Source organism: Ornithinibacillus halotolerans (assembly GCF_014637405.1).
Classification (GTDB): domain Bacteria; phylum Bacillota; class Bacilli; order Bacillales; family Amphibacillaceae; genus Ornithinibacillus; species Ornithinibacillus halotolerans.
This window is the reverse complement of sequence record NZ_BMEY01000001.1, coordinates 213,633-229,413: the sequence shown is the minus strand read 5'-3', so window position 1 is coordinate 229,413 and position 15,781 is coordinate 213,633. Positions and strand designations below refer to the sequence as shown.

Genomic DNA, 15,781 nt, shown 5'->3' with positions numbered 1-15,781 from the left:
AAGAATACGTTATAATAATGACATGATGACAAAATAAAGGGGTTTATTTCACGTGAGGGCAACAAAACAAAATACATCAATTATTTCAAATGAAAACTTAGTTGGCTTGTATCATGTTCTAAAACAACACGGAGATGACATTAATGCAGAAAAAATCATCGATCTTTTTGAGAAAAAACAAAAAGATGAATATACAATTGGTTTTACTGGTCACTTTTCAGCTGGAAAATCTTCGTTAATTAATGCATTAATAGGATCGGATTTATTACCAAAAAGTCCCATCCCAACTAGTGCGAATATTGTCAAACTTACATCGGGTGAAGGGGTTGCCCGTGTGTTTTTCCACCATGAGCAGCCGGTTGAATATAATGAGCCATATGATATAGATATGATTAAGGATTTTGCAAAAGATAAAGATACTATTAAAAAAATAGAAATTAACTCTAGTCAACCACTTATTCCAGCCAACTGTTCCATTTTTGATACACCTGGAATAGATGCTGCGGATGATACCGATCGAATGATTACGGAATCATCGCTACATCTAGTAGACGTGCTGGTTTATGTAATGGACTATAATCATGTTCAATCTGAAGTAAACTTAATGTTTCTCCAAAGCATTCAATCTATGAAAATACCTTTCTACATTATTATTAATCAAATCGATAAACATAATGAAACTGAGTTAACCTTTACTTCTTTTGAAACTAGTGTAAAACAAACGTTTGATGAGTGGGGACTCTCCCCAGAAGCAATTTACTATTCTTCTATGAAAGATCCAACTGTGAAACATAATCAATTTGATGAAATTAAACAAAAAATTGATAGTTTATTTCGAGAAGAACGGATACAACGTTTAGATTCGGCTGTTCAAAATATTATGGACTCACATAAACAGTTTCTAGAAGATAAATATGAAGAAAAAAAAGCCAATCTTTATGATGAAGAAGCAAGTGAAGAAGGCTTATTAGACATTATTCAATCGCTACAACAATCTATAGAGGAATTACAGGGAAAAGTATCATCTTTTCATCAGGACTTTAATCAAACAATAGACCAAACAATGAAAAATGCCTATTTGATGCCAGCAACAACTCGAGACCTTGCGTTAAGTTATTTACAATCACAACAAAAGGATTTCAAAATAGGGTTTATTGGTGCAAAGAAAAAAACAGAAGAAGAGAGAGAACGTCGTACTAATTTATTTTTAGCTAGTGTACAAGAAAGTATAGAGAAGAATTTAGAATGGAAACTTCGAGAAAAAATGACGGAAGTAGTAAGAACATACGGTATTCTAGAAGAAGAACTGCTAACTACCATTCAAAGTTGTACGGTTACACTAACAAACGAACATTTAGGAGAACAGATTAAAAAAGGGGCACAAGTTAACGGGGATTATGTATTAAATTACACGAATGATCTTGCCAATTCTATTAAGAAGAAATATCGAGACGTTGCACGAGTAATATTAAATAAAGGAACTGAATTACTCGAGAAAGATACGAATCAAAAGATTCCTCACTATGAAGAGGAATTGTCCCAATATAAGGATATATTAAAGATACAGGAAAAAATCCAACGTTTGGAAACGGAGTTAAACAAGCAATTATCCCTTCTTGAGGAACAACTTCATCATCCAGAATTTACGGAAGAAACTGAGAATGAAATATTGGCTAAATTAAGGAACATCGAATTCAAAAAAGGTGTTTCTAAATTGGAAAAAATAGTAGAATCTACTTTACCAAATGAAAACTTTGAAAAAATAGAAACTAATGCAGAAAATACACCAACCGCTTATCGAGTAATTCAAGCGATTGAAAACACAGTTCAATTAGTAGAAGATATTCCCGCTTTTGCTTCTATTATAAATGAACTTAAAGCCAGAAAAGAAAAACTGGAAAATCGTGAACTAACTATTGCTTTATTCGGTGCATTTAGTGCTGGAAAATCCTCATTTGCGAATGCTTTAATCGGAGAAGGGATATTACCGTCATCCCCTAATCCTACAACAGCAGTGATTAACCGAATTACTCCTGTCACACCAAGGTATGAACATGGGACAGTAGCGATTCATTTAAAGGATGAGAAAACATTAGTAAGTGATCTCTCCAACATTGTTAAACATTTTTCTCCACCTTCATTTGAAAGTTTAGAGAGTGTTGTCAGTTGGATTAGCCAACATCGAGTCCAATATAGTGATGAACTAAGCCATATGTATAAGAGCTATTTACAAGCAATATTAAAAGGATTCGAAGATCATAAAGGAATGATTGGCCAGAGTAAAATAATACGTATCGATGATTTCGAAAGTTATGTTACTGATGAATCAAAAGCATGTTATGTTGAATCAATTGACCTTTATTATGATTGCTCTATTACCCAAAAAGGAATAACCTTAGTTGATACACCTGGTGCAGATTCTGTAAATGCTCGCCATACTAATGTAGCGTTTGACTATATTAAAAGTGCTGATGCAATTCTTTACGTTACCTATTATAATCATGCGATTACAAAGGCAGACAAAGATTTTGTGACACAGCTTGGGCGTGTTAAAGAATCATTTGAAATGGATAAAATGTTTTTCATTATAAATGCATCTGATTTGGCACATGATGATGAGGAATTACAATTGGTTACTAATTATGTGAAAGATCAATTATTAAAATTAGGAATAAGAAATCCAAGATTATTTCCAGTGTCTAGTAAGCGATCTTTAGAAGAGAAATTGGCTAAATTGCCAATCAATGAACAAATAGCGCAATTTGAAGAGCGTTTTTATGACTTCTTAGAAAATGAACTTTCTAAAATTGCTGTGAAATCTGCTGTTCATGAATTATATCGAACGAAGCAATTATTAGAACACTTTATCCAAAAGGCTGATTTAGATGAACAAGAAAAAGATAATTATAAGATAGAATTACAAACTAGACAGCGACAATTACTAGATTCCGTTCGTTTAAGTGACAGTTCTATTTATTATGATCGAATTAAGCAACGAATTTCCAAACAACTTCACTATGTAATGGAACGAATTGGTATTCGTTTTCATGATATTTATAAAGATTTTTACAACCCTACGACGGTAACCGAATCTGGTCGTAAAGCAAACAGGCAGTTAGAGAAGAACTTACTTGATTTGTTAGATTACACAGGCTATGAGTTATTACAAGAAGTAAGGGCAGTATCCCTACGAATAGAAGCATATTTAAAAGAACAATATGAAGATGTTTCGGAAACGAACCGTACCCGGCTTACAGAAATTGACCGAGACTTTAGTATCCCAGCTCTTAAAACGATTAATTTAAATACACCTGAGTATGTTCAGCCGCTTCAAGATATGGATGTTAATTTATTTCAAAAAGCATTTGCAGTATTTAAAGGGACAAAATCTTTCTTTGTAAAAAATGACAAAGAAAAAATGAAGGAAATCATGTATAATATACTTCTACCAGAAATCCAAGTATATTTGAAGCATGTAGAGCAAGTGATGGATAATCAATATCATATGGAATGGAACAATGTATTTGAGTCTACAATTATTTCTATTGAAAAAGAGATTAATCAATACGTCAAAAATAGCTTGGATATGTTAGAGCATTCAATGGACTTACATGTACTAAAAGAAAAAGAAGACAAACTAACAGAATTACTAGATATTTTATTATAGAGGATGTGTTATAGATGAAACAGTCCATCCTATTAGTCGATGGAATGGCTTTATTATTTAGAGGATTTTTTGCAACATCATTTCCAGGGAACTTTATGAAAAATGAAGATGGAGTTCCGACAAATGGAGTGTATCAATTTTTACGATATTTATTAGATGCAGTTGATACGTTCCAGCCTACACATGTTGTTTGTTGTTGGGATATGGGGAGCAAAACATTTCGTACAACAATGTATGAAGATTATAAAGCAAATCGTTCTGCACCACCGGAAGAACTAATTCCACAATTTGATTTAGTTAAGGAAGTAGTCGATGCATTTGAGATGCCTAACGTTGGCTTAGAGAATTTTGAAGCGGATGATTGTATTGGAACGCTTGCAAACAAATTCTCTAAAGAGCATCAAGTTATTATATTAACTGGTGATCAAGATATATTACAGTTAGTAAAACCAAGTGTGGATGTTGCTATTATGAAAAAGGGCATGGGTAATTACGAAGTATTCACTGATGAAAATTTTTATGAGAAAAAAGGACTTTCTCCTAGTCAAATCATTGATTTAAAAGGATTAATGGGGGATACTTCTGATAATTATCCGGGTGTAAAAGGTATTGGTGAGAAGACAGCACTGAAACTAATACAAGAACATGAAACGATTGAAGGATTATTAGAGAATATTGACAATCTTCCGAAAGGGGTACAGACAAAAATAAAGGCTAATCTAGATATGCTTCATCTATCTCGTAACCTTGCGGAGATAAAATGTGACGTACCCGTGGATGTTACATTACCTTCAGCTAAGTGGGAGTATGATAAAGACAAAGTTGAACAACGTATGCTTGAACTTCGTGTAGGGAATCTAATTAAATTACTTTCATAATAAAGAAAAGAGGCTTGACTTAACGTCTAGCCTCTTTTCTTGTGTACTAGTAATTACGAACTAGTTATTACGATTGTTGTTATTGCGATTTTTGTTGCGATTTTTATTGTTGTTATTATTGTTGTTGTTGTTGTCTAAATTTTCATTTAGAAACTCATTCGCAAATTCAACATTATCGTTATTGTTGTTATTATTGTTGTTGTTATTGTTGTTGCGATTCTTGTTATTCGCCATGTTGACCCTCCTATGTTTTTTTAGTGAATTTGAAGTAAATAATTCATATTCACCTTACAAACAGTATGATACCCCGTTATTTTATTCTAATGCATTATTTTTTACAAAATTATCCTATTTTCTTTTTTTGTTCGTTTACAGGTCAATTATGGATGTGACATAATACATTATAGAATAAAAAAATTAAAAATATTTCCTAATTAAGGGGTATATGGGTGAGAAGACAATCTGTTTTTATTATTACGAGCACGTTAATTACATGTGGCATACTCGCTTTTGTCGAGCATGGGTTAGAAATTAATTATTTAATAAAAACTACATTAAAGGTTACCATTTTCTTTTTAACGATTTGGTGGTACCAACGAAGTTTTAACAAATTCCGATTCAAGGATCCAGTAAGTTTAGAAAAGATTTCAAGAAAAGAATGGAGACGGATTTTTTTACTTGGGTTTCTTTCCGCAACAATCGTATTTATTGCATATGTAATTTGTTTACCTTTTATTGACTTAAGTGCAATAAAAGGTGATTTAACAGAAAGACTTGGAATAACGACAACTACATATATAATAGTTGGATTGTATATTACGTTTGGAAATTCGTTCTTAGAGGAATATTTTTTTAGAGGATTTATTTTTTTTCAACTACCTAGGAAGTTAGGATACATATATAGTCCATTATTATTTGCCAGTTATCATATTCCGATGATTATTTTATGGTTTAGCCCGACAATAATTGGATTATGTTTTATTGGGCTGTGGATCATTGGTCTAATATTTCATAAAGTAAATGAAAAAAATCAAACGATATGGGCTTCTTGGATGATTCATATTTGTGCAGATATAGTTATTGTATTGATTGGATTAACATTATTTTATTAACAACAAGTGCCAAGAAAACCCATGCATTACTATGTTGGGTTGTTAGAAAATAGGAAGGGGATAACAATAAAATCATCTGAGGTGAAAACAAATGAAGAAACGATTAATTCCCTTACTACTCGCGTTACTATTGGCGTTTCCGATCGGTGCAAGTGCACAGATCAAGATGTTTAAGGAACCACCTTTTGATTTTTATAAAGTATCAAAAGGGGATACATTTTGGTTTATAGCTAAACGATATGGTTTAGATTATAAGCAGTTAATGCGTTTAAACCCTAGTGTGGTTCCCACAAATATGCAAGTCGGTTCTGTTATAAGACTACGAGCAACTGCTCCAAGTCCGACTACATTTGAGGAACAAGTTGCTCAGCTTGTTAATCAGGAAAGAGCTAAACATGGATTAAGTCCATTGAAACATAGAGCGGATATTAAGAGTGTAGCAGAGAGAAAAGCTGCGGATATGATTAATTCCAATTACTTCTCTCATACAAGTCCAAACTATGGCTCCCCTTTTGATATGCTTAAGACTTTTGGGATTAAGTATCGAACAGCGGGTGAAAATATTGCTAAAGGACAAAAAACTCCACAAGAAGTAATGAATGCCTGGATGAACTCATCTGGTCATAGAGCGAATATATTGAATGCAAATTTCGATTCTATTGGTGTTGGCTATTATAATGGAGCATGGGTACAGATGTTTACTGGTTCATAGAGATTAGAGAGGCTGGGGTTTAATTATTTCTAGAAAGGTAAATCTGAACAGTTCAGACTAGTGCATCTATCCCGCCCCGGCAATATACTTCGCTTTCCGTGGGCGGCTGATGAGCCTCCTCGTGCTTACGCACTCCGGGGTCTCACCGATGCCTTTCCTCCCACAGGAGTCTCCGTATATTGCCGGGGCTTATGTTGTGCTAGTTCGTAATTTCCATTCCTGAAAAGTGTTAATCCCCAGCCTCTATTACTTTATTTATATATGGGGGATTATGATGATACATAAGTTAGTCAAGGAACTTGAAGCAAATAGAAATTTAGAAAATGCTATTCCAATGGAAAAGTATATGAAAGATCATTTTACTTTTTTAGGGATAAAAACACCGGAAAGAAAAAAGATAACAAATCAGTTTTTCAAGGATACAGGTATTATTAAAGAAGCCTTTGATAGAGATTTTATCTTACAACTGTGGGCGATGGATGAACGAGAATATCAATATATTGCTCTTGATTATATAGACAAAATGCTACGAAAAATAAACGTAGAAGACCTAGCTCTATTTGAAGAATTAATTGTAACAAAATCTTGGTGGGATACAGTGGACATGCTTGCTCAGAAACCAGTAGGTAAAATAGCTTCTATTGATTCTAGAGTAATCAGTGACACCATTGATAGCTGGTCTGTTCATGATAATTTGTGGTTAATAAGAACAGCCATTTTATTTCAATTAAAATATAAAGAAAAGACAAATGAAGATATTTTATATACATATATAATACGTAATGCAGAAAGTAAGGAATTTTTTATACAAAAGGCAATTGGTTGGGCATTACGGGAATATTCAAAAATCAATCCAACTTCTGTCCGTTATTTTATTGAAAACACTAAGCTAGCTAAACTTAGTATTCGTGAAGGAAGCAAATATCTATAACTTATTTATTTTGTAAATCGATTTGCATAAGAACTTGCGACAAATGAGTCTGGCTTTATTTTTGGCTCGATTCCTAATGATTCCATTCTACTGACCATCTCATTAACAAATATTCTTGTTTTATTTTTTTGGGAAGAACCAATATCGATATGCCCTTCAATGATAAAGGAAGAACCTTTATATATGTTGGGTAACACAATATCGATTAGTCGGTTCTTTTTTTCTTTTGTAAATAAGGAAACCACCTCTTCTGTTAAGGAAGTTTCATATGATATGCGTTCGTGAAGATTAAGCATCTTACGCGGAACATCCACCCTTCTTATACAAGCCCATGCACCTTTCGTTTCACACTGAATAACAATTCCAGTAATAAATCTAGTATATGTTGTGTGTACTTGTGAATCTGTACCAAATATTAATCGATACTGCCCAGTTGGATCTTTTTTTATAAATTGAACAATGTGCTGAAATACTTCTTCAAAAGACATCGAATTGTTTGTTAGATTCTGAAAGTTGTCTTCCAATTTGTTTAAATAAGCCACAAATTGTAAACCTCCTATATACTATTAACTTCACGGAAATGAATCTTTTCTGTATGAAAATTCGTCTTATTAATAAATAGAATGCTTGTTGTTGTTTAATTGTTCCTGTTATATGTCTATATTGGGAAACTTCGAAATAGAATATAAAATTTAAATTTACTATGTTATAGTTAATTTACAATTTGAATTATTTTTATACTTATTTATTGGTTTACCGTTTAGAAGGAGGGGTCTTGTTGCGAAAGAGCTTACTTGTTCTCATTTTGTTTTGTATATGTCTAGTTATATTACCAATTGTGGTTACAGCTGAAGAGCAGTTAGAAGTACATATTACTTACGGCATAGATGGGAAGGTAAAGAAGGGAAAAGGTTTTCCCGTCACTGTTAAAGTACAGAATAATGGAGAGAGTGTATCAGGGGATCTTGTATTTTATTCTAGTCCTTCGTACGACTCAGTTGGAAATGTTGTTGTACCAGTAGAGTTTCCGAAAGGGGAAGAGACGACTGTAGCTGTCTCCATACCTGGGTTAAATGATTATTACTTTGGTAGTCAAGGTACTACTCAAACGTACGTTCGTTTTTATGAAGGTAGCTGGGAAGAAGGAAAAGAGGTCACACTAAAAGGGAATACAAAAACACGACCTTCATTCCTTCCAGAGCAACGAATTGTTATAGGTGCATTAACAAATGATCCAGATTCATTAAATGCATTAAAGACGCTTCGTTACAAAGGAGAATCGGTTGAATTTTTTCATATCACGAAAGATAATGTAGCAAATGATGCGATGGGATTAGGATTATTTGATGTGATTGTCCTTAATAATTATCAAATAGCAAGTTTATCAGATGAACAAATAGATGCAATTTATAATTGGACAACGTCTGGTGGACATCTCATGATTGGTAGTGATCCTTTTTTACAACAACATAATCGATTGAAAGACATGTTATTAATGGAAATTAAGGAACAGGCGTCCTTTAGCGATTTGAATTTTTTAAAACTAAGTGAAGACGAAGAACTACCTAATTTTGAGAATCTCGAGATACATAGTGGAGATATTGTCGATGATGTACATGTAATCTATAGCGACCATTCCTTACCAATGGTTCTAAATAAAACGTTTGGACTTGGAGAGGTAACACAATTTGCATTTAACTTAAGTAGTGAGTCAATAACTAAATGGGAAAATTATTCTAATTGGTTATCACAAGTATTTCAGCAAACTGTTGATGTTAATTACTATGGTCATAACAATTATATGAGAGATGATTTAACATATCGTTTTCAGAATGTTGCCCAAATGTATCCTTCTTTATTTATTCCGGTACAACCATTAGTCATCTTATTTATCATTTATTTAATTGTTTTGATTCCTGCTCTTTATTTTTTATTAAAGAAATTGGATAAGCGTGAAATAGCATGGATTATCATTCCTGCAGTTGCTGTTCTCTCAAGTATTGCTATCTTTATCGTTGGTGCAAAAGATCGAATTGGAGGATCACAAATAAATCATGTCAATCTTATAGCAATTGATGAAAATGGAAAAGGAAATGGATTCGGGGCGTTCTCAGTACTTACTAGTAGCGGAGGAGACTATCCATTAACGATAAAATCAAACTCTTTTGATGCTTTTCCTATTAATCAATACAGTTCTTATGAAAGTGAGTCGATGCGTCAATTACCGATGGTTGAAAAAGGAAGACAACAAACACTCATTACTTATCAGGATGTTGAGTATTGGTCCATTCGTTCTGCATTGGGTCCAATTAAATCATTAGAAACTGGAGAGTTAGATACGGATTTATGGGTAGAAAATAATCAACTAATTGGGTCAGTTACGAGCAATTTATCGTTTGATTTAGAAGATGCTTACTTACTAAGTGGATCGAAGGCATATGAATTAGGTCCCATACAAGCAGGTGAGACTATTTCAGTTGATATAAAATTAGATTCAAATAATGTTCAAGATATTATTGGTGCACCACGCTCTAATTTAGCTAATAAAGTTATTCCTGGTTATTACAACCAAGGTTATGGTGGAATGTCTGAGCCAAAAGGAAAAAACTCCATAGAGGAGTGGAAGAAATATGAATTACTTGATTCGTCCCTTTATTTTGATCTTCAACCAACAGATAAGAAACAACCAATAATTGCAGGATTTACAAAAGACAAATTGGTCGATATTACACTAGACAAATCATTAAAGAAGTATAATTCACTCTCTGTTGTAACGCAAGGGGTTCATGTAGATATACGTTCGCTTCAAGGTGGGGAGTTTAAACTTTCTAGAGATGAAATGCGACCAGAATTAAGTATACTTTCTAATAATCAAGGATTCATTCATCATAATGGACTGATGTATGACGATAACTTTGCCTCTGTGGATCAAGGCGAATACCAACTTGTGTATCAATTACCTGTAGAGATGAACCTAGATCATATAACAATTACTAAATTAAGAGTGACACATCCGATATCTGCTGATACCGAATTTAGTATTTATCAACCAGAGACCGGTGAATTTGTTCTGTTAGATGGTAGTCAAACAACATTAGAAGAGGATGTATCATCATATATTTCGGAAGAAGGTAAAATTATTATTACATTTGTTAAAACAGGAATGACGAATCCAGATGTAACCATTCCAATGCTTGAGGTGGAAGGAGTATATAACCAATGATTGAAACAGTAAATTTAACAAAAAAATATGGTTCTTTTACTGCTCTTGACTCACTTAACTTAAAGATTGAGAAAGGTACAGTCTATGGATTTGTTGGACATAATGGTGCGGGAAAATCGACTACCTTTTCCATATTAGCGACGCTACTTGCACCCACATCTGGTACAGCTTTTGTGAACGGCTATGATGTAACGAAAGAACCTAAAAAAGTGAGAAATCATATCGGCTATATGCCAGACTTCTTCGGCGTGTATGACCAATTTAAAACCGTAGAGTATCTTCATTTCTATGGTGCTAGTTATGGGATACCTAAAAATGAACGTGATCTGTTAATTCCACAGTTGCTTGAACTAGTAAATCTGTCACATAAAGAAGAGGAGTATGTTGATGTACTTTCTAGAGGAATGAAACAAAGACTATGTCTGGCACGTTCCCTCATCCATGATCCAGAAGTGCTTATTTTAGATGAGCCTGCATCTGGTCTAGACCCAAGGGCACGAATTGAAATGAGAGAAATATTAAAAGAATTAAAGAAGATGGGAAAAACGCTCATCATTTCTTCCCATATCTTGCCGGAACTAGCAGAAATGTGTGATGAGATAGGTGTTATTACAAATGGAAAATTAGTAGCTTCCGGTTCGGTTGGAACGATTCAAAAGCAACTGCAAGCAAATAAAGTCATCCATGTGCGATTATCATCTAATCTTGAAGAAGCAATTTCCTTTTTGGAAGATGAACCTAAAGTATCAGCAATAACTAGACATGATAAAAATGAAAATACAATTATTTTTTCATATACCGGTACTGATGAAGAACAGGGTCAATTACTGAAAAAGGCCATTTTGAAAGATATACAAATAGTTAGTTTTAATGAAGAAGAAACGGACTTAGAAGATGTCTTTTTAGAAATTACGAAAGGAGTCGATTTTTCTTGAAATCATTATTGATTAATCCAGTTTTGAACAAAGAAATAAAACTCCGCTTTCGTTCGTTTAAAGGATTTCTAGGTGTGTTTTTCTATTTATTTGCTTTAGGATTAATTGCAATTGGCTTTATTATTGTCAATACGGTCTATACAACTGCCTCTGTCTTTAGTCCTGATCAAAGTAGAATTATGTTTATCGTATTGTCTTTTGTTCAACTAGCATTAATCCTTTTTATGACACCTGGCTTAACATCCGGTGTTGTTAGTGGAGAACGTGAACGCCAAACATTAAATATATTATTAACAACACCTCAGTCATCCACAAGCATCATATTAAGTAAATTATTTTCGTCTATTTCGTACTTATTATTAATGATGATCTCATCATTACCACTGTACAGTATTGTTTTTTTATTCGGTGGGGTTCATCCAAATCTACTGCTCTCGACATTTTTACTGTACTTAGTTGTGATGATTACAATAGGTAGCCTTGGCGTGTTATTTTCTACTTTAATTAGGAAAACGATTATTGCATCCATTACGACATATGGCGTAGCATTATTCTTAACTGCAGGGACTGGATTTCTAACGATTATCATAGGTGAAATGTTCTTCTATCAAAACAGTGCAACGACAGTACCGTATTTTACGGCAATGGTAAATCCATTTATTATTTTAATATCATCGTTTGAGCCTTATATGGTGGAAGAAATACAACGAAGATCAGGAATTGGTATTCCTATTGTTACTAGTTTTTATATTACTTACCTATTAATAACGATACTATCCTTATGGATTAGTATTAAAAAATTACGACCGAAAATGACGGCAAATAAAGGAAGGGCTTAACATGAATGAACGCGAGCAATTTCAGAAGCTATTAAAGGTTGCTAAACAAAAAATAGGAAAGAAACGCCTAATGAACCATTTTTATGTTGGTTTATTTGTTCTGGGACTTGGAAGTGTATTCCTTCTATTGCTCGCAAGATTTTTCGTTATTCCACATTTATTAGAAAAAATCTGTATGTTTGGTGTCTTGGTTTTCATTGGCACTATTGTTCTAACAATACTTAAAAGGCCAACTGAAAAGGAAGCAGCTACTTACTTTGACCAGTTTGTAGCGGATAATCATGTTACAACAGCGTACCATTATCGTAACGATACTGGAGTTATGATTGAACTCCAACTCAAGAATACAATTCAACAAATGAAACAATCTCTTTCACTGATTCAAGCTGATAAAATTTTCATTTTTCGATGGAAAAACGTTATGTGGGTAAGTCTATTGCTAGTTCTATCGACCACTTTATATTTTCTACCTAACGAAACTATGAGATTGGCGAAACAAAAGGAAGTCGATCAAGAGATTGCAAAAGAAACGAAAGAAGAAATCAATAAGCTAGTTGAAGAGAAAGATCTTACAAAAGAATTAGAGGAATTAATGGAACAAACAGATTCAATAAAAGAAAGCAAAGAATTATTGGAGGAATTACTGAAACAAGAAAAGAAACTTGCTGAACAAAAGGCGAAAGCGGAAAAGAACGAACAGCAGTTAGAAGAGCTTGCAGAAAAAACAAAGTCTATGCAAGAGCTTTCCGAGGCATTGGACTCATTAGATACTAATAAGCTTAGTGAAGCAATGGATAAGTTAATGGAAAAGGATTTAGCTTCATTAACTGAAGATGAACAAGAAACTCTGGAGAAGTTATTTTCAGATATGTTAAACATGGATAACCCGGATTTATCTTCCTTATCAAAAGACCAGTTGGAAGAGATGTTAGCTTCATTGGAAGAGCAACTTCAAAATATGATTGAATCCGTTCAATCATTAGATCAAATACTTGCACTACAGGATCAATTACAAAATCTAGCTACTTCCCTTCAACAAAATATGGCTCAGAATGGTTTAAGCGATCAAGAAAATCTTGCCTTTGGAAATCCAAATGAACAAAACCAACAAGAAAATGGTTCCAATTCTAGTTCCAATGGTAACTCAAATGAAGATGGGGAAAGTAATGGAGCTTCAGAGGGAAATGGGAATAATGAAGGAACTGGAGCAGGTCAAGGGTCTGGTAATGAAGGTAATAATAGTTCTGGAAATGGCGGAAGTGGAACAGGATCAGGTTCAGGGAGTGGAAACGGTGGAACTGGAAATGGTAGTGGTGGCTCAGGTGCTGGGTTCGGCCAAGGATCTAGAGAATTAACCATTCCTGAGATTATTGATGGTCAGGAATCCATTGAAGAAGACTTTGGGGAAATGGGAGAAGGAGATAGTGAATTCCAACTTTCACCGGATGGATTAGTATTAAAAGGAACTGTGCGATCCTATGAGGACGTTTATGGTGATTATGAGAAATCGTACAGGAATAGTGTTGATAGACTAGAATTGCCAAGTTATTTAGAAGATGTAATTAGGGATTATTTTAGTGATTTAGCCCCGGAAGGAGAATGACTCTTGTTAAGTGTAGAAGCGAAAGAAAAGGAATTACAACAAGTAGCTGAAGAAATTACAAACGTAAAAATTGAAATTCAATCATTTATTGTTGGTCAAAATGATACGATTGACCAAGTGCTGTGGACTATTTTTTCAGGTGGGCATGCACTATTAGAAGGGCTTCCTGGTTTAGGAAAAACAATGCTTATTCGAACAATCTCTAATGTCATGGAGTTGAAGTTTTCAAGAATCCAATTTACTCCCGATCTGATGCCATCTGATATTACTGGTACGATGTTAATCGAGCCGAGTGAAGATGGGAAAAGACAAGCGTTTACTTTTCATGAAGGTCCCATTTTTTCTAATATTGTCCTAGCTGATGAAATTAACCGTGCTACACCAAAAACACAAAGTGCTCTCTTGGAAGCGATGGGCGAACAAACGGTATCAGTAATGGGTGAAACAAAACAGCTTCCAGAACCGTTTTTTGTGTTAGCAACGCAAAACCCACTTGATTTAGAAGGGACGTACCCATTACCAGAGGCACAGATGGACCGTTTTCTTTTAAAAATTAATGTAGAATATCCTTCTAAGGACGAATTAAAACAAATCATTAATCATACGACTGGAGTAGAGACACCTGTTCTTCAGAAAGTGATTGATGGGAATAGACTTCAAATGATTCAACGTATAGCGAAGGAGATTCTTATTTCGGATGAAATTCTTGATTATGCAGTAAGTCTTATTATGGCTAGCCATCCGGATCAAGTAGAAAGTCCAGAGCTTGTAAAGAAATATGTTCGTTATGGATCAGGCCCGCGTGGATTGCAAGCTCTAGTTCGTATCGCAAAAGTCCGTGCACTAACAATGGGACGTTTTCATGTTTCCAAAGGAGATATTAAAAAAACAGCAATGCCCGTGTTAAGGCACCGTTTATTCCTTAATTTTGAAGGAGAGGCTGCAGGTATAACAAGTGATGAAATCATTCAGCAAATTATCGAATCAACTGGTGATTCTCAATGAGTGAACCGTTACTATCTAGTAAAATCATGTATCAACTTGCAAACTATCGAATACAATCACGCAATTCAAAACGTGGTCATCATAAAGGTTCTAGGCGTTCAACAAGACAAGGATCTTCTATAGAGTTCTCTGATTACAGAATGTACCAACCAGGTGATGATTTACGTCAGATCGATTGGAATATTTATGCTAGAACGAAGAAGCATTATATAAAACGATTTTTAGATGAGCAAGAAATTGTTGTATCTATCTATCTAGATTGCACGAATTCCATGGCTATCCTATCAGAAAAATGGAGATTTGCGAAACAATTGGCAGCCTCGTTTGGTTATATGGCATTACATGCTGATGATCGAGTAGGTATATTCCCTATCGGAGCGGCAACACATCCCTTTACATATAAAAAAGGAAAAGCATTTATGGGAAGAATGGTGCAATATGTAGACTCTATTACTTCTGAACCTATAGAAGGTACTTTCTCTGAGAAAGTTCATACTTATATTCAGCCGAAATCTAGCCTTTCTATTTTAATTAGTGATTTACTGGAACCTATTGAATTAATAGAATCTGCGATTAAGAAATTACAAGCACAAAAACAAGAACTCTACATCATTCAACTGTTATCACAAGATGAAATTGATCCATTTTATCAAGGGGATCTAGAGCTAGTAGATAGTGAAACAAATGAAAAAGTAAATGTTACGATGAGTCGGAGTGTAAAGTCTAATTATTATGAACGACTTAACAATCATACAGAGAAATTAGAGAGGTTTTGTTTTGAAAGAGGAATAGGGTTTATCCAATGTTCCGTTACAAAACCTATTGAGGATGTATTGTTTAACCAAATTGCTTCCAAAGGGTGGATATAACAGGGGT

At 34.0% G+C, this 15,781-nt stretch carries 12 protein-coding genes; 11 read left to right on the top strand and 1 reads right to left on the bottom strand.

Annotation, left to right across the window (positions count from 1 at the left end; translation table 11 throughout):
* Nucleotides 1-52: 52 nt before the first annotated feature.
* The 5 genes from IEV35_RS01255 to IEV35_RS01235 all read left to right on the top strand — a co-directional run bounded on the left by IEV35_RS01255 (nucleotide 53) and on the right by IEV35_RS01235 (nucleotide 7,300).
* The gene (locus IEV35_RS01255; protein ID WP_188382861.1) at nucleotides 53-3,667 is read left to right on the top strand and encodes a dynamin family protein; all 3,615 of its coding nucleotides are present in this window, start codon (nucleotides 53-55) and stop codon (nucleotides 3,665-3,667) included.
* Between the two features lie 14 nt (nucleotides 3,668-3,681).
* Nucleotides 3,682-4,545 carry a 5'-3' exonuclease gene (locus IEV35_RS01250; RefSeq protein ID WP_188382860.1) on the top strand — a complete coding sequence of 288 codons (864 nt, stop codon included), beginning with the start codon at nucleotides 3,682-3,684 and terminating at the stop codon, nucleotides 4,543-4,545.
* 449 nt (nucleotides 4,546-4,994) lie between these two features.
* Nucleotides 4,995-5,657, top strand: coding sequence for a CPBP family intramembrane glutamic endopeptidase (locus tag IEV35_RS01245; RefSeq protein WP_188382859.1), 663 nt, complete (start codon nucleotides 4,995-4,997; stop codon nucleotides 5,655-5,657).
* A gap of 91 nt (nucleotides 5,658-5,748) precedes the next feature.
* A complete protein-coding gene (locus IEV35_RS01240) occupies nucleotides 5,749-6,369 on the top strand; it encodes a CAP domain-containing protein (protein ID WP_188382858.1) in 621 nt (206 codons plus the stop codon).
* Nucleotides 6,370-6,640: 271 nt separating this feature from the next.
* Nucleotides 6,641-7,300 (top strand): DNA alkylation repair protein, encoded by a 660-nt coding sequence (locus IEV35_RS01235; RefSeq protein WP_188382857.1) that lies wholly within the window; start codon nucleotides 6,641-6,643, stop codon nucleotides 7,298-7,300.
* Nucleotides 7,301-7,305: 5 nt separating this feature from the next.
* On the opposite strand, the gene IEV35_RS01230 is transcribed toward IEV35_RS01235, so the two are convergent.
* Nucleotides 7,306-7,788 carry a ribonuclease H-like YkuK family protein gene (locus tag IEV35_RS01230; RefSeq protein WP_188383008.1) on the bottom strand — a complete coding sequence of 161 codons (483 nt, stop codon included), beginning with the start codon at nucleotides 7,786-7,788 and terminating at the stop codon, nucleotides 7,306-7,308.
* Nucleotides 7,789-8,078: 290 nt separating this feature from the next.
* Between IEV35_RS01230 and IEV35_RS01225 the strand changes: the two genes are divergently transcribed.
* From IEV35_RS01225 to IEV35_RS01200, 6 genes are read left to right on the top strand one after another with little or no spacing between them, the layout of a single operon-like run.
* The gene (locus IEV35_RS01225; protein ID WP_188382856.1) at nucleotides 8,079-10,523 is read left to right on the top strand and encodes a DUF8725 domain-containing protein; all 2,445 of its coding nucleotides are present in this window, start codon (nucleotides 8,079-8,081) and stop codon (nucleotides 10,521-10,523) included.
* Nucleotides 10,520-11,458, top strand: coding sequence for an ABC transporter ATP-binding protein (locus tag IEV35_RS01220; RefSeq protein WP_188382855.1), 939 nt, complete (start codon nucleotides 10,520-10,522; stop codon nucleotides 11,456-11,458). The genes IEV35_RS01225 and IEV35_RS01220 overlap by 4 nt, the downstream gene beginning before the upstream one ends.
* Nucleotides 11,455-12,297: an ABC transporter permease gene (locus IEV35_RS01215; protein ID WP_188382854.1), complete on the top strand. Its 843-nt coding sequence runs from the start codon at nucleotides 11,455-11,457 to the stop codon at nucleotides 12,295-12,297. The genes IEV35_RS01220 and IEV35_RS01215 overlap by 4 nt, the downstream gene beginning before the upstream one ends.
* Nucleotide 12,298: 1 nt before the next feature.
* The gene (locus tag IEV35_RS01210) at nucleotides 12,299-13,900 is read left to right on the top strand and encodes a DUF8809 domain-containing protein (protein WP_188382853.1); all 1,602 of its coding nucleotides are present in this window, start codon (nucleotides 12,299-12,301) and stop codon (nucleotides 13,898-13,900) included.
* 3 nt (nucleotides 13,901-13,903) lie between these two features.
* Nucleotides 13,904-14,905, top strand: coding sequence for an AAA family ATPase (locus IEV35_RS01205; RefSeq protein ID WP_188382852.1), 1,002 nt, complete (start codon nucleotides 13,904-13,906; stop codon nucleotides 14,903-14,905).
* Nucleotides 14,902-15,774 carry a DUF58 domain-containing protein gene (locus tag IEV35_RS01200; protein WP_188382851.1) on the top strand — a complete coding sequence of 291 codons (873 nt, stop codon included), beginning with the start codon at nucleotides 14,902-14,904 and terminating at the stop codon, nucleotides 15,772-15,774. Before IEV35_RS01205 ends, IEV35_RS01200 begins: the two co-directional genes overlap by 4 nt.
* Nucleotides 15,775-15,781: the final 7 nt, after the last annotated feature.